The 19,172-nt window shown below is 66.2% G+C and carries 17 protein-coding genes; 7 read left to right on the forward strand and 10 right to left on the reverse strand.

The window, feature by feature from the left end; translation table 11 throughout:
- A partial coding sequence (locus G9C89_RS24195) for an L-serine ammonia-lyase, iron-sulfur-dependent, subunit alpha (RefSeq protein ID WP_172153155.1) occupies positions 1 to 147 on the forward strand: 147 nt, incomplete at its 5' end.
- Between the two features lie 471 nt (positions 148 to 618).
- Positions 619 to 1,722 (forward strand): choline metabolism transcriptional regulator GbdR, encoded by a 1,104-nt coding sequence (gbdR, locus tag G9C89_RS24200; RefSeq protein ID WP_172153157.1) that lies wholly within the window; start codon positions 619 to 621, stop codon positions 1,720 to 1,722.
- Positions 1,723 to 1,960: 238 nt separating this feature from the next.
- Here the strand turns inward: gbdR and G9C89_RS24205 are convergent, their stop codons facing one another.
- From G9C89_RS24205 to G9C89_RS24240, 8 genes are all read right to left on the reverse strand, one after another.
- A complete protein-coding gene (locus G9C89_RS24205) occupies positions 1,961 to 2,206 on the reverse strand; it encodes a hypothetical protein (protein WP_172153159.1) in 246 nt (81 codons plus the stop codon).
- A 93-nt stretch (positions 2,207 to 2,299) separates the two neighbouring features.
- Complete coding sequence (gene etfB, locus G9C89_RS24210; protein ID WP_172153161.1) at positions 2,300 to 3,073, reverse strand: electron transfer flavoprotein subunit beta; 774 nt, start codon at positions 3,071 to 3,073, stop codon at positions 2,300 to 2,302.
- Between the two features lie 74 nt (positions 3,074 to 3,147).
- The gene (gene etfA, locus G9C89_RS24215; protein ID WP_172153163.1) at positions 3,148 to 4,371 is read right to left on the reverse strand and encodes an electron transfer flavoprotein subunit alpha; all 1,224 of its coding nucleotides are present in this window, start codon (positions 4,369 to 4,371) and stop codon (positions 3,148 to 3,150) included.
- Between the two features lie 115 nt (positions 4,372 to 4,486).
- On the reverse strand, positions 4,487 to 6,448 hold the full coding sequence (gene dgcB, locus G9C89_RS24220; protein WP_172153165.1) for a dimethylglycine demethylation protein DgcB: 1,962 nt from the start codon (positions 6,446 to 6,448) through the stop codon (positions 4,487 to 4,489).
- A gap of 161 nt (positions 6,449 to 6,609) precedes the next feature.
- The gene (gene dgcA, locus G9C89_RS24225) at positions 6,610 to 8,670 is read right to left on the reverse strand and encodes a dimethylglycine demethylation protein DgcA (protein WP_172153167.1); all 2,061 of its coding nucleotides are present in this window, start codon (positions 8,668 to 8,670) and stop codon (positions 6,610 to 6,612) included.
- A gap of 89 nt (positions 8,671 to 8,759) precedes the next feature.
- Positions 8,760 to 9,290, reverse strand: a complete 531-nt coding sequence (locus G9C89_RS24230; RefSeq protein ID WP_172153169.1) for a 4-vinyl reductase — start codon at positions 9,288 to 9,290, stop codon at positions 8,760 to 8,762.
- Positions 9,291 to 9,438: 148 nt separating this feature from the next.
- On the reverse strand, positions 9,439 to 10,416 hold the full coding sequence (locus G9C89_RS24235; protein ID WP_172153171.1) for a dipeptidase: 978 nt from the start codon (positions 10,414 to 10,416) through the stop codon (positions 9,439 to 9,441).
- Positions 10,417 to 10,573: 157 nt separating this feature from the next.
- Entirely contained in the window at positions 10,574 to 11,527 is a 954-nt protein-coding gene (locus G9C89_RS24240; protein ID WP_172153173.1) for a GlxA family transcriptional regulator, read from the reverse strand.
- Positions 11,528 to 11,783: 256 nt separating this feature from the next.
- Between G9C89_RS24240 and choX the strand changes: the two genes are divergently transcribed.
- The 5 genes from choX to G9C89_RS24265 all read left to right on the forward strand — a co-directional run bounded on the left by choX (position 11,784) and on the right by G9C89_RS24265 (position 16,570).
- Complete coding sequence (gene choX, locus G9C89_RS24245) at positions 11,784 to 12,722, forward strand: choline ABC transporter substrate-binding protein (protein ID WP_172153175.1); 939 nt, start codon at positions 11,784 to 11,786, stop codon at positions 12,720 to 12,722.
- Positions 12,723 to 12,790: 68 nt separating this feature from the next.
- The gene (locus tag G9C89_RS24250) at positions 12,791 to 13,678 is read left to right on the forward strand and encodes a BKACE family enzyme (RefSeq protein ID WP_172153177.1); all 888 of its coding nucleotides are present in this window, start codon (positions 12,791 to 12,793) and stop codon (positions 13,676 to 13,678) included.
- A 136-nt stretch (positions 13,679 to 13,814) separates the two neighbouring features.
- Positions 13,815 to 14,780, forward strand: a complete 966-nt coding sequence (locus G9C89_RS24255) for an L-carnitine dehydrogenase (protein WP_172153179.1) — start codon at positions 13,815 to 13,817, stop codon at positions 14,778 to 14,780.
- Positions 14,781 to 14,906: 126 nt separating this feature from the next.
- Positions 14,907 to 15,371 carry a thioesterase family protein gene (locus G9C89_RS24260; RefSeq protein WP_172153180.1) on the forward strand — a complete coding sequence of 155 codons (465 nt, stop codon included), beginning with the start codon at positions 14,907 to 14,909 and terminating at the stop codon, positions 15,369 to 15,371.
- A 26-nt stretch (positions 15,372 to 15,397) separates the two neighbouring features.
- Positions 15,398 to 16,570 (forward strand): gamma-butyrobetaine dioxygenase, encoded by a 1,173-nt coding sequence (locus G9C89_RS24265; protein ID WP_172153182.1) that lies wholly within the window; start codon positions 15,398 to 15,400, stop codon positions 16,568 to 16,570.
- Positions 16,571 to 16,848: 278 nt separating this feature from the next.
- Here G9C89_RS24265 and fdhA read toward each other — a convergent pair whose 3' ends face one another.
- The gene (gene fdhA / locus G9C89_RS24270; RefSeq protein WP_172153184.1) at positions 16,849 to 18,048 is read right to left on the reverse strand and encodes a formaldehyde dehydrogenase, glutathione-independent; all 1,200 of its coding nucleotides are present in this window, start codon (positions 18,046 to 18,048) and stop codon (positions 16,849 to 16,851) included.
- Between the two features lie 215 nt (positions 18,049 to 18,263).
- Positions 18,264 to 19,127, reverse strand: coding sequence for a formyltetrahydrofolate deformylase (gene purU, locus G9C89_RS24275; protein WP_172153186.1), 864 nt, complete (start codon positions 19,125 to 19,127; stop codon positions 18,264 to 18,266).
- Positions 19,128 to 19,172 lie beyond the last annotated feature (45 nt).

Genomic DNA, 19,172 nt, shown 5'->3' on the forward strand with positions numbered 1-19,172 from the left:
GCGCAGATGGCCCTGCGCGGCGACGGCCAGCACTTCATCTCGCTCGACCGGGTGATCCGCACCATGCGCGACACCGGCGCCGACATGCACGACAAGTACAAGGAAACCTCGCGCGGCGGTCTGGCGGTGAGTGCCATCGAATGCTGAGTGATGCTGCTCGGCATGCTGGTTGAGGCGAGGTCGATAGCGGCCATGACCGCCCCACTCGCGCCCCTGTCCGGGGCGCTTGCCAACTTTTGGTGCGCGTCCGCCCGGACGTGCGCAGAGGCCACCGTGACCGCCCGGTCAGGCGGTCTGTTACTGCGTGGTTACGCCGGTCATTTCCGCACGTAACGAGGTGACAGCGAGGGTTTCGGCGAGTGCTACCGAAATGCTCATGAGGCCCGTCCCCCGGGTGCTCGCGGTCGCAAACAGAATGCTTCTGTCGCTCCTGCAAAAGCCCTGTGGCACGGGCCTTGGATAAATCCTTGTATTTATATTGAACGTTCAAACAGTTTAGGCACGACCTTTGCGTTGTTATTCAGGCCAATCTGGGGTTGTCGTTTGCCAGAACCACAAAAATAGAGCCTCGCCATGAGCGGCGGCTCAACACCGTGCTTTAGCGTGAGGGTTTGATTCATGTCGCAGTTCACTCCAGGGGCGCAGCCCCAGAACCGTGTTCCCCAGTCCATCGGTTTTCTGCTGCTGGACAACTTCACCCTGATTTCATTGGCGTCGGCAGTCGAGCCCCTGCGCATGGCCAACCAGCTCTCCGGCAAGGAACTCTACCGCTGGCACACCCTGACCCAGAACGGCCAGCCGGTGTTCGCCAGCGACGGTCTGCAGATCACCCCGGACGCCGGCCTGAGCAATGCGCCGGCGCTGGACGCGGTGATCGTCTGCGGCGGGGTGGACATTCAGCACAGCGTCACCCGCGAGCACCTGCACTGGCTGCAGGTGCAGGCGCGTCAAGGTCGGCAAATGGGTGCCGTGTGCACCGGCAGTTGGGCCCTGGCCAAGGCCGGCCTGCTCGATGGCCACGACTGCAGCGTGCATTGGGAATGCCTGGCCTCGATGCAGGAAGCCTTCCCGCGTGCGGCCGTGACCACCCGGTTGTTTTCCATCGACCACAACCGCAATACCTCGTCCGGCGGCACCGCGCCGATGGACATGATGCTGCACCTGATCGGTCGCGAGCATGGTCGCGAGCTGGCGGCCGGGATCTCCGAGATGTTCATCTACGAGCGCATCCGTAATGAGCAGGATCACCAGCGCGTGCCGCTCAAGCACATGCTCGGCACCAACCAGCCGAAGCTGCAGGAAATAGTCGCGCTGATGGAGGCCAACCTGGAGGAGCCGATCGACCTCGACCAGCTGGCCTGCTACGTCGACGTCTCGCGTCGCCAGCTGGAGCGACTGTTCCAGAAATACCTGCACTGCTCGCCGTCGCGTTACTACCTGAAACTGCGCCTGATCCGCGCACGCCAGCTGCTCAAGCAGACCTCGATGTCGATCATCGAAGTGGCCTCGGTGTGCGGTTTCGTCTCCACCCCGCACTTCTCCAAGTGCTACCGCGAATACTTCGGCATCCCGCCGCGCGACGAGCGTTCCGGGCAAAGCTCGGGCAACGTGGTCGGGCTAGTGCCGCTGCCGGAAGACCTGATGCGGCCATCCTCGTCCAGCGCCATGGCGGCCCTGACCCGCGCCCAGGGCGAGTCGACCTTCGCCAGCGTGCGCCTGTAGGGGACAGGCATAACCAGCGGGCGCCTGTGCGCGAGGCGATTGCTGCGCACGGCGCACCCCGTCATTCCGGTCGCATCGGGTAGGGTGCGCCGCGCGCACCGGCACCGCCGCGTAGCCAATGATATCCGCGACCGCGGCGGGGCATGTCCCGGATTGCAAGCGGGCGACCTATGTGGCATGTGCTGAAAAGCAAAAGGGGCGCTATGAGCGCCCCTTTTGCATGGCCTGCGAATTCGACTCAGCGCGGCACCAGCGCCGGCAGCAGGGTGCGCGAGATGGCCTCGCGCACGGCCGGCAGCAGGGTGGCGCTGCCGCCCAGCAGGTCCTCGATCAGCCGGCGCAAGACCAGCGCCCGCTCCGGGCTCAGGCCGCTCACGGCCTGTTCGCAGGCCTGCTCGGCGCTGGCGCCTGGCGGGATGGGGAAGCCCAGGGCGACCAGGCGCTCACGGAAATCCTCTTGGTCGATCAGGTCGGCATGCATCATGGTTCAGTTCTCCGTTGGTGCGGCGTCGGTTCGGCATGGGTAGCACTGCGGGCTCAACCCATCCTGGGTATTTCAGGTCGTGGCGGCAATGGCTTAACGCAGCACGCCTTCCTCGACCAATAACTTGAAGATAGCCTCGGCGCCGGCCTGCGGCGAGACCTCCTTGAGCACCTGACCGCCTCCGCCGGCCGCCTTGGCCGTGGCCGCCTTCATGCGCTCGGCGCCGGTCTTGGCCTTGATCACCTTGAGCCGTTTCGGTCGCGGTCGCGCCGCTTGCAACTGCGCCTCGGCGAGCAGGCTGTCGTCGACGATGGCCACCTCGCACGCCTGCAACTGGCCACGCCGGGCCGGGCCGAAAGCGCTCTGGCGGGCCGCCGGCGCGGCGTTGTCGACGCTGGCGATAAACGGCAGACGCACCTTCAGGCGGCGGCGCTGACCGCGGGGCAGGGCTTGCAGCACCTGGGCCAGGCCATTCTCGATCTTCTCCACCTCGGCCAGGCCGACTACCAGTGGCCAGCCGAGCTGTTCGGCGAGCAGAAAAGGCAGCATGCCGGAGCCTTCGCCGGTTTCCGCCTGGCTGCCGGTCAGCACCAGTTGGGCGCCGGCATGCCGTAGATAGTCGGTGAGTGCCGGCAGGGCATCGGCGCCAGGCGGCTGTTCGAGCACCGCCATCTCGCCCAGGCCCATGCCCAGGTAGGCGCGCAGCGCCTCTTCCTGCGGGTCGCCGGCGTGCAGCAGCTGCAGCTTGTCGCCGGCCAGGCGCAGGCCCAGTTCGACCGCGCGCGCGTCCTGCTCGGCGCGACGGGCGCGGCCGGAGGTCGGGTGGGCGCCGACCGAGACCAGGGTGATGATGTTCAGATCAGTCATGGTTCACCCGTAGCCCGGATGCAATCCGGGGATCGGTGTTGAGGGCCCCGGAGTGCATCCGAGGTACACAGGTCTTATGCCGCATCGCGTTCTCCCGCCTGGCGGTAGGCGGCGACCCGCTCGATCAGCGCGGCGAGGATCGCCGCCGAGTCGCCGATCACCGACAGGTCGGCGCGTTTGATCATGTCGCAGCCCGGGTCCAGGTTGATCGCGATCACCTTGTCGCAGGCGCCGATGCCTTGCAGATGCTGGATCGCCCCGGAGATGCCGACGGCCAGGTAGACCCGCGCGGTGACCCAGATGCCGGACGCGCCGACCTGACGGTCGCGGGTCATGAAGCCATCGTCCACCGCCACCCGCGAGGCGCCTTCGGTGGCGCCGAGGGCGACGGCGGCGCGGTGGAACAGGACCCAGTCCTTGACCCCGTTGCCGCCGGAGAGGATGAACTCCGCTTCGGCCATGGGGATCGACGCCGGGTCGACGGCCACGGCGCCGAGATCCTCGATGCGCGGCAGGTTGCGCGCGATCTGGTTCTGCAACGCGAGCGGACGCACCTCGTGACGCGTATCGCTGACCGGCTCGGCGCACTCGACGGCGGCCAGGATCAGCCGCGGCGCGCGACGCACCAGGTCTGCGCGGCCGGCACCGGCGCGGCCGATGCATTGGCCCTCGCTGACCTGCCAGACCCGCGTGGCCGGGCGTTCGCCGAGCTTGGCAGCCAGCCGGCGGCCGAGTTCGCCACCTCCGGTGCGGCTGTCCGGCAGCAGCCAGTGGCGCGGTGCCAGTTGGCTTTCCACCGCGCTCAAGGCCAGTACCCGTTGCTCGGGGGCATAGCCATCGAACAGCACGCCGTCGAGGTGCAGCAGGCGGTCGACGCCGGCCGTGTCGAAGGCATTTTCCTTGTGCTCGCCGAACACCACGGCGACCACGGCGCCCTCGCTGCCGGCCAGCTTGTTGGCCAGGCCGAGCAGGTCCTTGTCGTGGCTGCTCAGGCGGCCGCCGACCAGGTCCGGCACCACGGCGATATAGAACGCCGGTTGCTCGATCACATGCAGCGGCAGTTGCACCACGCTGCTGGCGGCGCTGCGCTTCTGGCTGCCGCCCTGTTCGGCGCCGGAGCGATCGATGCGCTTGATGCCGTTGGGGCCGATGAAGCCGACCGCGTGCGGGTTCTTGCGGATCAGGCCATTGGGCCCCATCCAGCTGGTTGCGGCCGTCTGCATCGCCGCATGCAGCGGGTGCAGGCGGTTGCGTGCGATCCATTCGGCACGCGGGTCGCGGCGGATGATGTCGCTCATGGGTGGGCCTCCGGACTGCTTTTAGTAGGAGCCAGCTTGCTGGCGATCCAGCTATCGATCGCCAGCAAGGGCTGGGCGCCCCCCTGCGCGCCTACAGATAGTGGTCTCCCGTTCATCACTGCACCTCCGCCATTTCACGCTTGGCCGGCGTGGGCTTTTTTGCTTCGGGCGGCGCCTCGATCAGCACGTCGGCCACCAGTTCGGCGATGTCCTTGATCTGCGGGCGCGGTTCGACCACGCCTTCGAGCATCGCGGTGCACTGCGGGCAGCCCACGGCCACCAGTTCGGCACCGGTCTCCTTGATGTCGAGCATGCGCATGTCGGGGATCCGCTGCTTGCCGGGGATGTCGGTGATCGGCGCGCCGCCGCCACCGCCGCAGCAGCGAGAGCGAAAGCCGGAACGCTCCATTTCCTTCACTTCGATGCCGATGGCGTTGAGCACGTTGCGTGGCGCTTCGTACTCGCCGTTGTAGCGGCCCAGGTAGCAAGGGTCGTGGTAGGTGACCGAACCGCCCTTGTGCTTGCCGAGGTTCAACTTCTGCGAGGTGATCAGTTCGTTCATATAGGTGCTGTGGTGCAGCACCTGGTAGTGGCCGCCGAGTTCGCCGTACTCGTTCTTCAGCACGTGGAAGCTGTGCGGATCGCAGGACACGATCTTGTTGAAGCTGTATTTGCCCAGGGTGGCGATGTTGCGTTTGGCCAGTAGCTGGAAGGTCGCCTCGTCGCCCAGGCGGCGGGCCACGTCGCCGCTGTCGCGTTCCTCCAGGCCAAGCACGGCGAAGTCGACCTTGGCCGCCTTCAGCACTTTGACAAAGGCTCTCAAGGTTCTCTGATTGCGCATGTCGAAGGCGCCGTCGCCGACCCAGAACAGCACGTCGACGTTCTGCTTGTCGCTGAGCAGCGGCAGGTTGAGGTCGGCCGCCCAGTTCAGCCGGCCGCCGGGGGCGAAGCCGCCGGGGTTGTCGGTGGCGATCAGGTTGTCCAGCACCTCGGCGCCCTTGTTCGGCGTCGCGCCTTTCTCCAGGGTCAGGTGGCGGCGCATGTCGACGATGGCGTCGACATGCTCGATCATCATCGGGCATTCCTCGACGCAGGCGCGGCAGGTGGTGCACGACCACAGCGTCTCGGCATCGACCAGGGCCTTGCCGTTCAGGTTGACGATCGGCAGGTGCGGGCCGCCGCTGTGTTCGCCGATGGCTTTGCCAGGGTAGGGCGAACCGGCGAACTTGGCGTCAGTGCCACCGGCGAGGCCGACCACCATGTCCTGGATCAGCTTCTTCGGATTCAGTGGCTGGCCGGCGGCGAAGGCCGGGCAGGCCGCCTCGCACTTGCCGCACTGCACGCAGGCGTCGAAGCCGAGCAACTGGTTCCAGGTGAAATCGCTGGGTTTTTCCACCCCCAGCGGCGCTTTTGGATCGTTCAGGTCCAGGGCCTTGAGCCCGGTCGAGCGACCGCCGCCGAAGCGTTCGCTGCGGCGGTGCCAGGCCAGGTGCAGGGCGCCGGCGAAGGCGTGCTTCATCGGCCCGCCCCAGGTCATGCCGAAGAACAGCTCGGATACGCCCCAGGCCACGCCGATGGCGAGCACCGCGGCGAGCAGCCAACCGCCGAAGTCGGCCGGCAGGATCCCGGCCACCGGCAGGGTGGCGATAAAGAAGCTCACCGAGAACATCAGCAGGCTTTTCGGCAGGCGCATCCACGGGCCTTTCGACAGCCTTGTGGGCGGATTGCGCCGACGTTTGGCGACGAACAGTGCACCCACGAACATCAGCCCACAGGCCGCCAACAGGGCGAAGCCGAGGATGCGGTTGTGCAGGCCGAAACCATGCACGACGATCGCCAGCAGCGCCGCCAGGACGAAGCCGCCGGCGGTGGCGACGTGGGTCCTGGACATGTATTTGTCGCGCTCGACCACATGGTGCAGGTCGACCAGGTAGCGGCGCGGCATGGCCAGCAGGCCGCCGAGCCAGTCGACCTTCGACGGCCGGCCGCGGCGCCACATCAGGAAGCGCTTGCCGGCGCCGAGCACGGCCAGGCCGAGGGCGGCGAACAGCAGAATGGGGAGTAAGGTGTTCAACATGATGGCTCCTACCGAACTCATCGAAACTCAAAAGGCGCAGACTGACCGAGGCCTATGTAGGAGCGATCTTGCTCGCGATAGCGGTGTAAGCGTCGACGACGATGTTGAGTGTCAGTCAGCCATCGCGAGCAAGCTCGCTCCTACAGGGTTCAGCGTTTAGATCAGAAGTCCTTGCACAGGCGCAACGCGTCGTAGATCGCCGCATGGGTGTTGCGCTGGGCCACGCAGTCGCCGATACGGAACAGCAGATAGCCAGCTCCGCTCTCTGCAAGGCAGGGCTGCGGCTTGATCGCGAACAGCGCTTCGACGTCGATCTGGCCCTTGTTGCGCGAGCCTTCCTTGAGCGCGTAATACAGGCTCTCGTCCGGACGCACGCCGTTTTCCACCACCACCTGATCGACCACCCGCTCTTCCTTGGCGCCGGTGTATTCGTTCTCCAGCACCGCCACCAGCTTGTCGCCCTCGCGGTAGACCTTTTCCAGCATCAGGTCGCCGGTCATGATCACTTCCTTGGGGTACAGGCTGCGGTAGTAGGTCGGGAAGCTGGTGCCGCCGATGGCCACGCCCGGCTTGATGTCGTCGGTGACGATCTCAACCTTGGCGCCTTTCTCGGCGATGAAGTCGGCCACCGACATACCGGTGAATTCGCAGATGGTGTCGTACACCAGCACGTTGTTGCCCGGCGTCACCGTGCCGTCGAGGATGTCCCAGCTGCTGACCACCAGGCCTTCGGCCGCGCCCCAGTGTTCGTTCTGCTCGATGAACGGATGGCCGCCGTTGGCCAGCACCACGATGTCCGGGCGCAGGTCCATGATGGTCTCGACATTGGCGCCGGTACCCAGGCGCAGGTCGACGCCGAGGCGGGCGATCTCCAGCTGGAACCAGCGGGTGATGCCGGCCATCTGGTCGCGCTGCGGCGCCTTGGCGGCGAGGCTGATCTGTCCGCCGAGGCTGTCCTTCTTCTCGAACAGGGTCACGTCATGGCCACGCTCGGCGGCCACGCGCGCCGCCTCCATGCCGGCCGGGCCACCGCCGACGATCACCACCTTGCGTTTCGGTCCGGTGGATTTTTCGATGATGTGCGGCAGGCCCATGTACTCACGGGAGGTCGCGGCGTTCTGGATACAGAGCACGTCCAGGCCCTGGTACTGGCGGTCGATGCAGTAGTTGGCGCCGACGCACTGCTTGATCTGGTCGACCTGGCCCATCTTGATCTTGGCGATCAGGTGCGGGTCGGCGATGTGCGCGCGGGTCATGCCGACCATGTCGACGTAGCCGCCTTCGAGGATGCGCGTGGCCTGGTTCGGGTCCTTGATGTTCTGCGCGTGCAGCACCGGCACCTTGACCACTTCCTTGATCCCGGCCGCCAGATGGAGGAACGGCTCCGGCGGGTAGCTCATGTTGGGGATGACGTTGGCCAGGGTGTTGTGGGTGTCGCAGCCCGAGCCGACCACGCCGAGAAAGTCGAGCATGCCGGTGTCGTCGTAGTACTTGGCGATCTGTTTCATGTCCTCGTGGGACAGGCCATCCGGGTGGAACTCGTCGCCGCAGATGCGCATGCCCACGCAGAAGTCGTCGCCGACTTCCTTGCGCACGGCTTTCAGCACTTCCAGGCCGAACTTCATCCGCCCCTCGAAGCTGCCGCCCCATTCGTCGGTGCGCTTGTTCACTCGCGGCGACCAGAACTGGTCGATCATGTGCTGGTGCACGGCGGACAGCTCGACGCCATCCAGGCCACCTTCCTTGGCCCGGCGCGCGGCCTGGGCGTAGTTGCCGATCACCCGCCAGATTTCCTCCGGCTCGATGGTCTTGCAGGTGGCGCGGTGCACCGGCTCACGCACGCCGGACGGCGACATCAGGGTCGGCCAGTTGAAGCCATCCCAGCGCGAGCGGCGGCCCATGTGGGTAATCTGGATCATGATCTTGGCGCCATGCTTGTGCATGGCGTCGGCCAGGTTCTGGAAGTGCGGGATGATCCGGTCGGTGGACAGGTTGACCGAACTCCACCACTCCTGCGGGCTGTCGATGGCCACCACCGAGGAGCCGCCGCAGATCGCCAGGCCGATGCCGCCCTTGGCCTTCTCTTCGTAGTACTTGACGTAACGCTCGGTGGTCATGCCGCCGTCGGTGGCATAGACCTCGGCGTGCGCGGTGCTGAGCACGCGGTTGCGGATGGTCAGTTTGCCGATCTGGATCGGCTGGAACATTGCTTCGAAAGCCATTGCGGCAATCCTCACGGAGCTTAGGATTGTGGGAGGCGCTTTAGCGGCGATGCTGTCGCGGCTAAAGCCCCTCCCACAGACCTCTGTTTTTAGAGTGGTTGGACGCGGAACAGGCCATGGTCGTGGCCTTCCTGCGAGGCGCCGTAGACCTGTTCGGCCACGGTGCGCAACGGGCTGCCCTTGGCGGCGAGAATCTGATCCATGGCGCCGGCGAACCAGCCGGTGAACATGTAGTCGACCATGCGCCCGCACTTGCCGTAGACGTAGACGAAGGCGGAATGATCCAGGCGCACCTCGCAGGTGCCGCTGTCGAGGTCGATCGCCAGGGTCTTGAACAGGCCCCAGCCGCGTTGCGACAGGCGCTTCATGTAGTGCTCGAACACCTCGACGCCGACCAGGCCGTGGCACTCGGCTTCTTTCTCGCACCAGTGCCAGGCGGACTTGTAGCCGGCCTTGTAGAGGATCTCGGCATAGGCCTCGGCGCCCAGCACCTCCTCGATGCCGATGTGGTTGTTGACGAAGAAATGCCGCGGTACGTAGAGCATCGGCAGGGCGTCGGTGGTCCAGACGCCGGTTTCGTCGTCGACCAGGATGGGCATTTCGGGGGCGTGGGTGGCCATGTGTTCAGTACTCCAGAATTCGTGGTTTGCGCTTGGCGCTTCGTAGGGTGGGTTAGCCGAAGGCGTAACCCACGAGCGGTCTATCGGCTTGGCTGCCATGGTGGGTTACGCCGCTGCGCGGCTAACCCACCCTACGACGGTGTTTGCTTTACTCGCCCCAGACGTCGGCCAGGACGCGTACCCAGTTCTCGCCCATGACCTTGCGCACCACGCGCTCGGGCATGCCGCGCTTGAGCAGGGTCTCGGTGAGGTTGGGGAATTCGCCGACGGTGCGGATGCCCAGCGGGTTGACGATCTTGCCGAAGCTGGTCAGGCGCCGGGCGTAGCCCTTGTCGTGGGTCAGCCACTCGAAGAAGTCCTGGCCATGGCCCTGGGTGAAGTCGGTGCCGATGCCGATGGCATCCTCGCCGACGATATTCATCACGTACTCGATGGCCTCGGCGTAGTCGTCGATGGTCGAGTCGATGCCCTTGGCCAGGAAGGGCGCGAACATGGTCACGCCGACGAAGCCGCCGTTATCGGCGATGAACTTCAGCTCCTCGTCGGACTTGTTGCGCGGGTGTTCTTTCAGGCCGGACGGCAGGCAGTGCGAGTAGCACACAGGCTTCTGCGATTCGAGGATGACTTCCTCGCTGGTCTTGCTGCCGACGTGGGACAGGTCGCACATGATGCCGACCCGGTTCATCTCGGCGACGATCTCGCGGCCGAAGCCAGACAGGCCGCCGTCGCGCTCGTAGCAGCCGGTGCCGACCAGGTTCTGGGTGTTGTAGCACATCTGCACGATGCCCACGCCGAGCTGCTTGAACACCTCGACATAGCCGATCTGGTCCTCGAAGGCATGGGCGTTCTGGAAGCCGAAGAGGATGCCGGTCTTGCCCTGCTCCTTGGCCTTGCGGATATCGGCGGTGCTGCGTACCGGGATCACCAGGTCGCTGTTGTCGCGAATCAGTTTCTGGCTGGCGGCGATGTTGTTGACCGTGGCCTGGAACCCTTCCCATACCGACACCGTGCAGTTGGCCGCGGTCAGGCCGCCCTTGCGCATGTCTTCGAACAGTTCGCGGTTCCACTTGGCGATGATCAGACCGTCGATGACGATGCTGTCGGCGTGTACTTCTGCTGGGCTCATCAGGCTGTCCCCTTTGTCTGCTGTCGCCAAACCCGTTGTTGGCGCTTTGTGGGGAGCATATCCCTGGGGGGCGCAGCGACCGGGTGCAAAAGCGACCGGGGTATTGCCGAAAGCGTCAAGAACAGGTCGCGAACGGATAAGCCGTCGGCCGGGCGTGTCAGGCGCTGGCCGCCGGATGCTCGTGGCGGTCCTGGCTGGGGCTGCTGGCGAAGCGGCTGCGGTAGCAGCGGGAGAAATACGAGGCGGACTCGAAGCCGCAGGCCAGGCCGACCTCCAGCACGCTCATGTCGGTCTGGCGCAACAGCTGGCGCGCCTTGTCCAGGCGCAGGGCGAGGTAGAAGTTCGACGGGGTCTCGTGCAGGTGCTGACGGAACAGGCGTTCCAGCTGGCGCGGGGTGACGTTGACCAGCTCGGCCAGTTGCCGGGAGCCGAGCGGCTGCTCGCTGTGGCGCTGCATCTCGCCGATCACCTGCACCAGCTTCTTGTTGTGCACGTCATAGCGGCTGGCGATCTGCATGCGCTGATGGTCCTGGCGCGAGCGGATGCGGCCGAGGACGAACTGCTCGGACACCGCCAGCGCCAGTTCCTCGCCGTGATCGCGGCCGATCAGGGTGAGCATCAGGTCGAGGCTGGCGGTGCCGCCGGCGCTGGTGATGCGCTTGCCGTCGATCTCGAACAGTTCCTGGGTCACCGCCAGGCGTGGGTAACGTTCCTGGAAGGCCTCGATGGCTTCCCAGTGCAGGGTCAGGCGCTGCTGGCCGAACAGGCCGGCTTCGGCGAGGACGAAGCTGCCGGTATCGATGCCGCCGAGCAGCACGCCTTCGCGCTCGAGCCGGTGCAGCCAGTGCGCCAGGCGCGCGTCGAAACTGGCCAGCGGCTCGAAGCCGGCGACCACGAACAGGCTGGCGCCAGTGGCCGGCAGCTCCAGCGCGGCGTCGACGTTGAGCGACATGCCGTTGCTCGCCGCCACCGCGGCGCCATCCAGGCTGAGCAGGCGCCAGCGGTACAGCTCGCCGCGAAAGCGATTGGCCACGCGCAGCGGCTCGATGGCCGCCATCAGGCCCATCATGGAGAAACCGGGCAGCAGGAGAAAGCACAGGGTCTGGGGCATGGTTGGCGCTCCGCGGGTGCTCCCGCTCCTACGATTTGCACATCGCCGTACTACAAGGCACGACGCGCGCCCGTGCAAGCCAACTGGTCGCTTCTGTTCAACAGCTAGTCGTTATAGTTCGTTTTTTGCCCAACAGCGCTGCGTAATCTGGCCACATCGGGCGCCCGGCGCTCGATAGTTGCACAACCTCTGAGTACGGAGGGAGCCGCCAGGCTCCATCACAATAATCAAATCAACCGTAAGGCTGGGAGCATCCATGAAACGTCTCAACGCACTCGCCGCTGGCTGTTTACTCACGCTGTTCAGTTCCACCCTGCTGGCCGGCGAAGACGCCAGTTGCCAGAAGGTCCGTATCGGCGTGGTCGGCTGGACCGACGTGGTCGCCACCACCGCGGTCGCCGCCGAGCTGCTCGAAGGCCTGGGCTATGAAACCACCCAGACCCAGGCGTCGCAGCAGATCATCTTCGCCGGTATCCAGAAGCAGCAGATCGACGTCTTCCTCGGCTACTGGAAGCCGATCATGGACGACAACATCAAGCCTTTCCTGGCCAAGGGGGCGGTGCGGGTGGCGGCCGAACCCTCGCTGAATGACGCGGTAGCGGTGCTCGCGGTGCCGACCTACAGCGCCGAAGCGGGGCTGAAAACCTTCGCCGACATCGCCCGCTTCAAGGAGCAGCTGGATGGCAAGATCTACGGCATCGAAGCCGGCTCCGGGGCCAATACCGCAATCCAGAAGATGATCGACAGCAATCAGTTCGGCCTCGGCGGCTTCAAGCTGATCGAGTCCAGCGAGGCGGCCATGCTCACCGCGGTCACGCGCGCGGTGAAGAACAACAAGCCAGTGGTGTTCTTCGGCTGGAAGCCGCACCCGATGAATATCCAGATGCCGATCACTTACCTGACCGGCAGCGAGGAGGTGTTCGGTCCGAACGACGGCGCCGCCACCGTCTCCACCGTCACCGCCCCGGACTTCGCCCAGCGTTGCCCGAACGCCGATCGCCTGCTCAGCGGCCTGCGTTTCACCAGCGCCCAGGAAGCCGAGCTGATGCAGCCGATCATGGCCCGCGAGGCGCCGGACCAGGTCGCTCGCGCCTGGCTCAAGGCCAACCCCGAAGTGGTCCAGGCTTGGCTGGCCGGGGTCACCACCTTCGACGGCAGTTCTAGCGCCGACGCGGCCATCGCCGCACTCAAGTAAACCTGTTAAAGCGCCTGCGCGGTTCGCCGCGCACGGCTTCCGCTCGCCTGAACCAAGGAACCCTAACCGTGAATTACGAAGTCATCGTCACCTGTGCGGTGACCGGCGCCGGCGATACCGTCGGCAGGCACCCGGCCATCCCGGTCACTCCCAAGCAGATCGCCGCCGCCGCGATCGAAGCGGCCAAGGCCGGCGCCACCGTCGCCCACTGCCATGTGCGCGACCCCAACACCGGCAAACCGAGCCGCGACGTGGCGCTGTACCGCGAACTGGTCGAGCGGATTCGCGAGAGCGACACCGACGTGATCATCAACCTCACCGCCGGCATGGGCGGCGACCTGGAAATCGGCCGCGGCGAGCAACCGCTGGAGTTCGGCGCCGGCACCGACCTGGTCGGCCCGCTGGAGCGGCTCAAGCACATCGAGGCGCTGCTGCCGGAAATCTGCACCCTGGACTGCGGCACCCTGAATTTCGGCGACGGCGATTTCATCTACGTCTCCACGCCGGCGCAGCTGCGGGCCGGCGCCAAGCGCATCACCGAGCTGGGCGTCAAGGCCGAGCTGGAGATCTTCGATACCGGTCACCTGTGGTTCGCCAAGCAGATGCTCAAGGAAGGCCTGCTCGACGACCCGCTGTTCCAGATCTGCCTGGGCATCCCCTGGGGCGCGCCGGCCGACACCACGACCATGAAGGCCATGGCCGACAACCTGCCGACGGGCGCCACCTGGGCCGGCTTCGGCATCGGCCGCATGCAGATGCCGATGGTCGCCCAGGCCATGCTCCTCGGTGGCCATGTGCGAGTCGGCCTGGAAGACAACATCTGGCTGGACCGCGGTGTGTATGCCACCAACGCGCAACTGGTCGAGCGTGCTGTCGAGATCATCCAGCGCCTCGGTGGTCGCGCCCTGACCCCAGCCGAGGGCCGCGAAAAGATGAAGCTCAAAGCTCGCGGCTAAAGCGGAACGCCGCCCGGCCCCTCCCACAAGAGCAGCGCAAATCCGTGGGAGGGGCTTTAGCCGCGACGCTTTTGCGCTTGAACTGGGTCGCCGTCACACCACCCATGCCACACGAAATATTCAAGCAGGAGCCACCATGCCCTTCGTCACCGAACTGAAAACCTTCGCCGCCCTCGGCACCGGCGTGATCGGCGCCGGCTGGATCGCCCGCGCCCTGGCCCATGGCCTCGACGTGATCGCCTGGGACCCGGCAGCCGGCGCCGAGGCGGCGCTGCGCACGCGCATCGCCAATGCCTGGCCGGCCCTGCAGCAGCAGGGCCTGACGCCCGGCGCCGCGCAGGAGCGGCTGCGCTTCGTCGCCAGCATCGAGGAATGCGTGGAGAACGCCGACTTTATCCAGGAAAGCGCGCCGGAACGTCTCGAGCTCAAACTCGATCTGCACGCCAAAATCAGCGCCGCGGCGCGCCCCGATGTGCTGATCGGTTCGAGCACCTCGGGCCTGCTGCCCAGCGAGTTCTACGCCGACGCCGTGCACCCCGAGCGCTGCGTGGTCGGCCACCCGTTCAACCCGGTCTACCTGCTGCCGCTGGTGGAAGTGGTCGGCGGCGCCAAGACCGCGCCGGCGGCGGTGCAGGCGGCGATCCAGGTCTACGAGTCGCTGGGCATGCGTCCGCTGCATGTGCGCAAGGAAGTGCCGGGTTTCATCGCCGATCGCCTGCTCGAAGCGCTCTGGCGCGAGGCGCTGCACCTGGTCAACGACGGCGTGGCGACCACCGGCGAGATCGACGATGCGATCCGTTTCGGCGCCGGTCTGCGCTGGTCGTTCATGGGCAGCTTCCTGACCTACACCCTGGCCGGCGGCGATGCCGGCATGCGCCACTTCATGGCCCAGTTCGGCCCGGCCCTGCAACTGCCCTGGACCTACCTGCAGGCGCCGGAACTGACCGAGGAGCTGATCGACCAGGTGGTCGAAGGCACCAGCGCCCAGCAGGGCGAGCGCAGCATCGCCGAGCTGGAACGCTACCGCGACGACTGCCTGCTGGCGGTGCTCGGGGCGATCCGCGAGACCAAGCTGAAGCACGGTTTCGCCTTCGCCGAGTAGGCTGAGCGCAGACGCTCTGTGGGAGAGGCTTTAGCCGCGACGGGGTCGGTGCGACAGCAAATGTGTCGCGGCTAAAGCCCCTCCCACAACCCGGCACCACACCGCGAGACAAAGGACAACCCCGCCATGCTCACCCCCTACCGCACCGCCATCCAGCCCGAGTGGGTCGACTACAACGGCCACCTGCGTGATGCCTTCTACCTGCTGATCTTCAGCTATGCCAGCGACGCGCTGATGGACCGGCTCGGCCTCGACGAGGCCGGGCGCGCGCGCACGGGGCACACCCTGTACACCCTGGAGTGCCACCTCAACTACCTGGCCGAGGTCAAGCTCGGCGCCGAGGTCGAGGTGCGCACCCAGCTGTTGGCCCATGACCGCAAGCGCCTGCATATCCACCACGGCCTCTATTACCCGGGCGGCGAGCAGCTGCTGGCGGCCAGCGAGCAGATGCTGATGAACATCGACAGCCGTAGCGCGCGCTCGGCGCCGTTCGACGAGCAGGTGTTGGCGCGGGTCCTGGCGCTGGGCGAGGCGCATCGCGGCCTGCCGCCGCCCGCCTGGGTCGGGCGGGTGATCGCCTTGCCGGGCTGATTGACCAGAACCACAGGAGACCACCCATGAGTGCCGTGCATAACCCCATCGCCGACTACCGCAGCTATCCGCAGGTCGCCGACCTGCTCGAATTCGCGCGCCATCCCGACTTGCTCGAGCTCCGCTGGAGCGACGACCGTCTCAGCCCCTTCCATCATCAGTGGCTGCGCGACAACTGTCCCTGCGCCGAGTGCGTGTACAGCGTGACCCGCGAACAGCTGCTGGAAATCGTCGATGTTGCCGCCGACATCGCCCCGCTCGCGGTCGCCATCGCCGCCGACGGTTACCTGGACATCGACTGGCAGGGCGGCCACCGCAGCCGCTATCACCCCGGCTGGCTGCGCGCCCACGCCTATGACGACGACTCGCGGGCCGAGCGTCTGGCACAGCAGCGCAGCCGTCGGCTGTGGCAGGCGGAGATGAACCAGCAGTTGCCGGTATTCGACTACCCGACGCTGATGCACGACGATCAGGCCCTGCTGCAGTGGCTGCTGGCCCTGCGCGATCTCGGCATCAGCCAGGTCACCGGCATGCCCACCGCGGTCGACAGCCTGCAGGGCATCGCCCGGCGGATTGCCTTTATCCGCGAGAGCAACTTCGGCGTGCTATTCAACGTGCAGTCCAAGGCCGATGCTGACAGCAACGCCTACACCGCCTTCAACCTGCCGCTGCACACCGACCTACCGACCCGCGAGTTGCAGCCGGGGCTGCAGTTCCTCCACTGCCTGGTCAACGATGCCCGCGGCGGCGCGAGCGTCTTCGTCGATGGCTTCGCCGTGGCCGAGGCGTTGCGCCGTGAGGCGCCGGAGGACTTCCGCAGCCTGTGCGAACTGCCGATCGAGTTCCGCAACAAGGACCGCCGCAGCGATTACCGCTGCCTGGCGCCGCTGATCGCCCTGGATGCGCTGGGCAACGTCAGCGAGATCCGCATCGCCAACTTCCTGCGCGGCCCCTTCGACGCGCCGGCGCAGCGCATGAGCGAGCTGTATCGCGCCTACCGGCACTTCATCGGCCTGACCCGCCAGCCGCGTTTCCAGCTGGTATGCCGGCTGGAGGCGGGGCAGATGTGGTGCTTCGACAACCGCCGCACCCTGCACGCCCGCCGCGAGTTCGACCCGGCCAGCGGCGCGCGGCATTTCCAGGGCTGCTATATCGACCGCGACGAACTGTTGTCGCGGATCCGGGTCTTGCAACGCTGACGCTCTTCGCTGGCGCGCGTGTGCCCGGTCCGGCATTCCGGCGATGCTTTTCGTCGCCGTGAATCGCCAGCAAGCTGGCTCCTACAGACTTCGATCACTCCATGCAGAGCGTGCAAACGATAAAACACCCCATACGTAGGAGCGCCGCCCGGCCGCTCCTACAAGGAGTTGCGCCATGCACCACGTCACTGGAATCCAGCCATAAAAAAAGGAGCCACAGGGCTCCCGAAAGACTGGCGCCGCCCACACGCGGGGGCGGCCCAGGTTAGGCGTTGGTTTCAGGCGGCGCTGAACAGCTTGTGCGGATCGATGACGAATTTCTTCGGCACCCCGGCATCGAACTCGCCGTAGCCCTTGGGTGCGTCGTCCAGGCTGATGACCTGCACGCCGACCACTTCGGCGATGTTGATCCGGTCCCACATGATCGCCTGCATCAGCTGGCGGTTGTACTTCATCACCGGGGTCTGGCCGGTGTGGAAGCTGTGCGACTTGGCCCAGCCGAGGCCGAAGCGGATGCTCAGGCTGCCCATCTTCGCCGCCGCGTCGACCGCGCCCGGGTCCTCGGTGACGTAGAGGCCGGGGATGCCGATCTTGCCGGCGACCCGCACCACGCCCATCAGCGAGTTGAGCACGGTGGCCGGGGCCTCGTGCTGCACGCCGGCATGGCCATGGCCGCGGGCCTCGAAGCCCACCGCATCGACCGCGCAATCGACTTCCGGCTCACCGAGCAGGGCGGCGATCTGTTCGTGCAACGGAGTATCCAGGGACAGGTCGGCGATCTCGAAGCCGACCGCCTTGGCATGCGCCAGGCGCACCGGGTTGACGTCGCCGACAATCACCACCGCGGCGCCGAGCAGGCGTGCCGAGGCGGCAGCCGCCAGGCCGACCGGACCGGCGCCGGCGATGTACACGGTGCTGCCCGGGCCGACCCCGGCGGTCACCGCGCCGTGGTAGCCGGTCGGCAGGATGTCGGACAGGCAGGTCAGGTCGCGGATCTTCTCCATCGCCTTGTCGCGGTCCGGCAGCTTGAGCAGGTTGAAGTCGGCGTAGGGCACCATGGCGTATTCGGCCTGGCCGCCGGTCCAGTCGCCCATGTCGACGTAGCCGTAGGCGCCGCCGGGACGCGCCGGGTTGACCGACAGGCAGACCCCGGTGTGTTGTTCCTTGCACGAACGGCAGCGGCCGCAGGCGACGTTGAACGGCACCGAGACCAGGTCGCCGATCTGCAGGTTCTCGACGTCGCGACCCTTCTCGATCACTTCGCCGGTGATTTCATGGCCCAGTACCAGGCCGGTTTGGGCGGTGGTGCGGCCGCGCACCATGTGCTGGTCGGAGCCGCAGATGTTGGTCGACACCACGCGCAAGATCACCCCGTGCTCGATCTTCCTGCCGCGCGGATCCTGCATTTTCGGATAGTCGATCTTCTGTACTTCGACCTTGCCTGCGCCGAGATAGACGACGCCACGATTACCTGACATTGGATGTTCTCCTTTGTTTTTATAAACATTGCTGTTGTGGATACAAAGGCGCGACCAACGGCCACGCGGCCCTGCACTGGAGCTTGTGCCTGTTGCGGAGCAGCGCCGAAAAAACGGGCAAGGCACTGCGCCGAAAAGTGGGGTGCGCGGGGCCGACTAGGCTGCGCGCACCAGCATTGCGTTTCATCATCGGTGCGCACCGCGCACCCTACGGTCTAGGCGTGCAGCACCACCGTGCGGTTGGCGTTGAGGAACACCCGCCGCTCGAGGTGGTAGGCGATCGCCTTGGCCAGGGTCTGGCACTCGATGTCGCGGCCCTTGGCGACCAGGTCTTCGGGGTAGTGGGCGTGGTCCACCGACTCCACGCCCTGAGCGATGATCGGCCCCTCGTCGAGGTCGTTGTTGATGTAGTGGGCGGTGGCGCCGACCAGCTTGACGCCTTTCTGGTACGCCTGGTGGTAGGGCTTGGCGCCCTTGAAACCGGGCAGCAGCGAGTGGTGGATGTTGATCGCCCAGCCGTCCAGCCGGCGGCACAGCTCGGGCGAGAGCACCTGCATATAGCGGGCGAGGACCACCAGCTCGGCGCCTGTGTCCTCGATCACCTGCATGACCCTGCGCTCCTGCGCCGGCTTGTCGCGCGGGTCGAGGGGGAAATGGTAGTAGGGAATGCCGTGCCAGCGCGCCAGCGGTTCCAGGTCCGGGTGGTTGGAGACCACCGCCACCACGTCCATGGCCAGGTGGCCGATGCGCTGGCGATAGAGCAGATCGTTGAGGCAGTGGTCGGCCTTGCTCACCATCAGCACCACCTTGGCCCGGTAGCCCGGCGGGGTCAGTTCGGTGTGCATGGCGAAGGGCGCCAGGCGCTCGTCGAGGCCGGCGCGAAAGGCCTGCTCGTCGAAGCCGTCGGGCTGGCGGAACTCGACGCGGATGAAGAAGCGCGCGGACAGTCGGTCATCGAACGAGTGGTGCTCGGTGACGTAGCAGCGCTGCTCGAACAGGAAGCGTGTCACCGCGTCCACGGTGCCGAGCACGCTCGGGCAGTGGGCGGTGAGAATCCAGGTGTCGGGGGTGCGGCTCATGGTTTTCTCCAATCAGGGCGCAGGGTGGATCGGTGCGCGCCTCCC

This window comes from Pseudomonas tumuqii, from assembly GCF_013184545.1.
Lineage (GTDB): Bacteria > Pseudomonadota > Gammaproteobacteria > Pseudomonadales > Pseudomonadaceae > Aquipseudomonas > Aquipseudomonas tumuqii.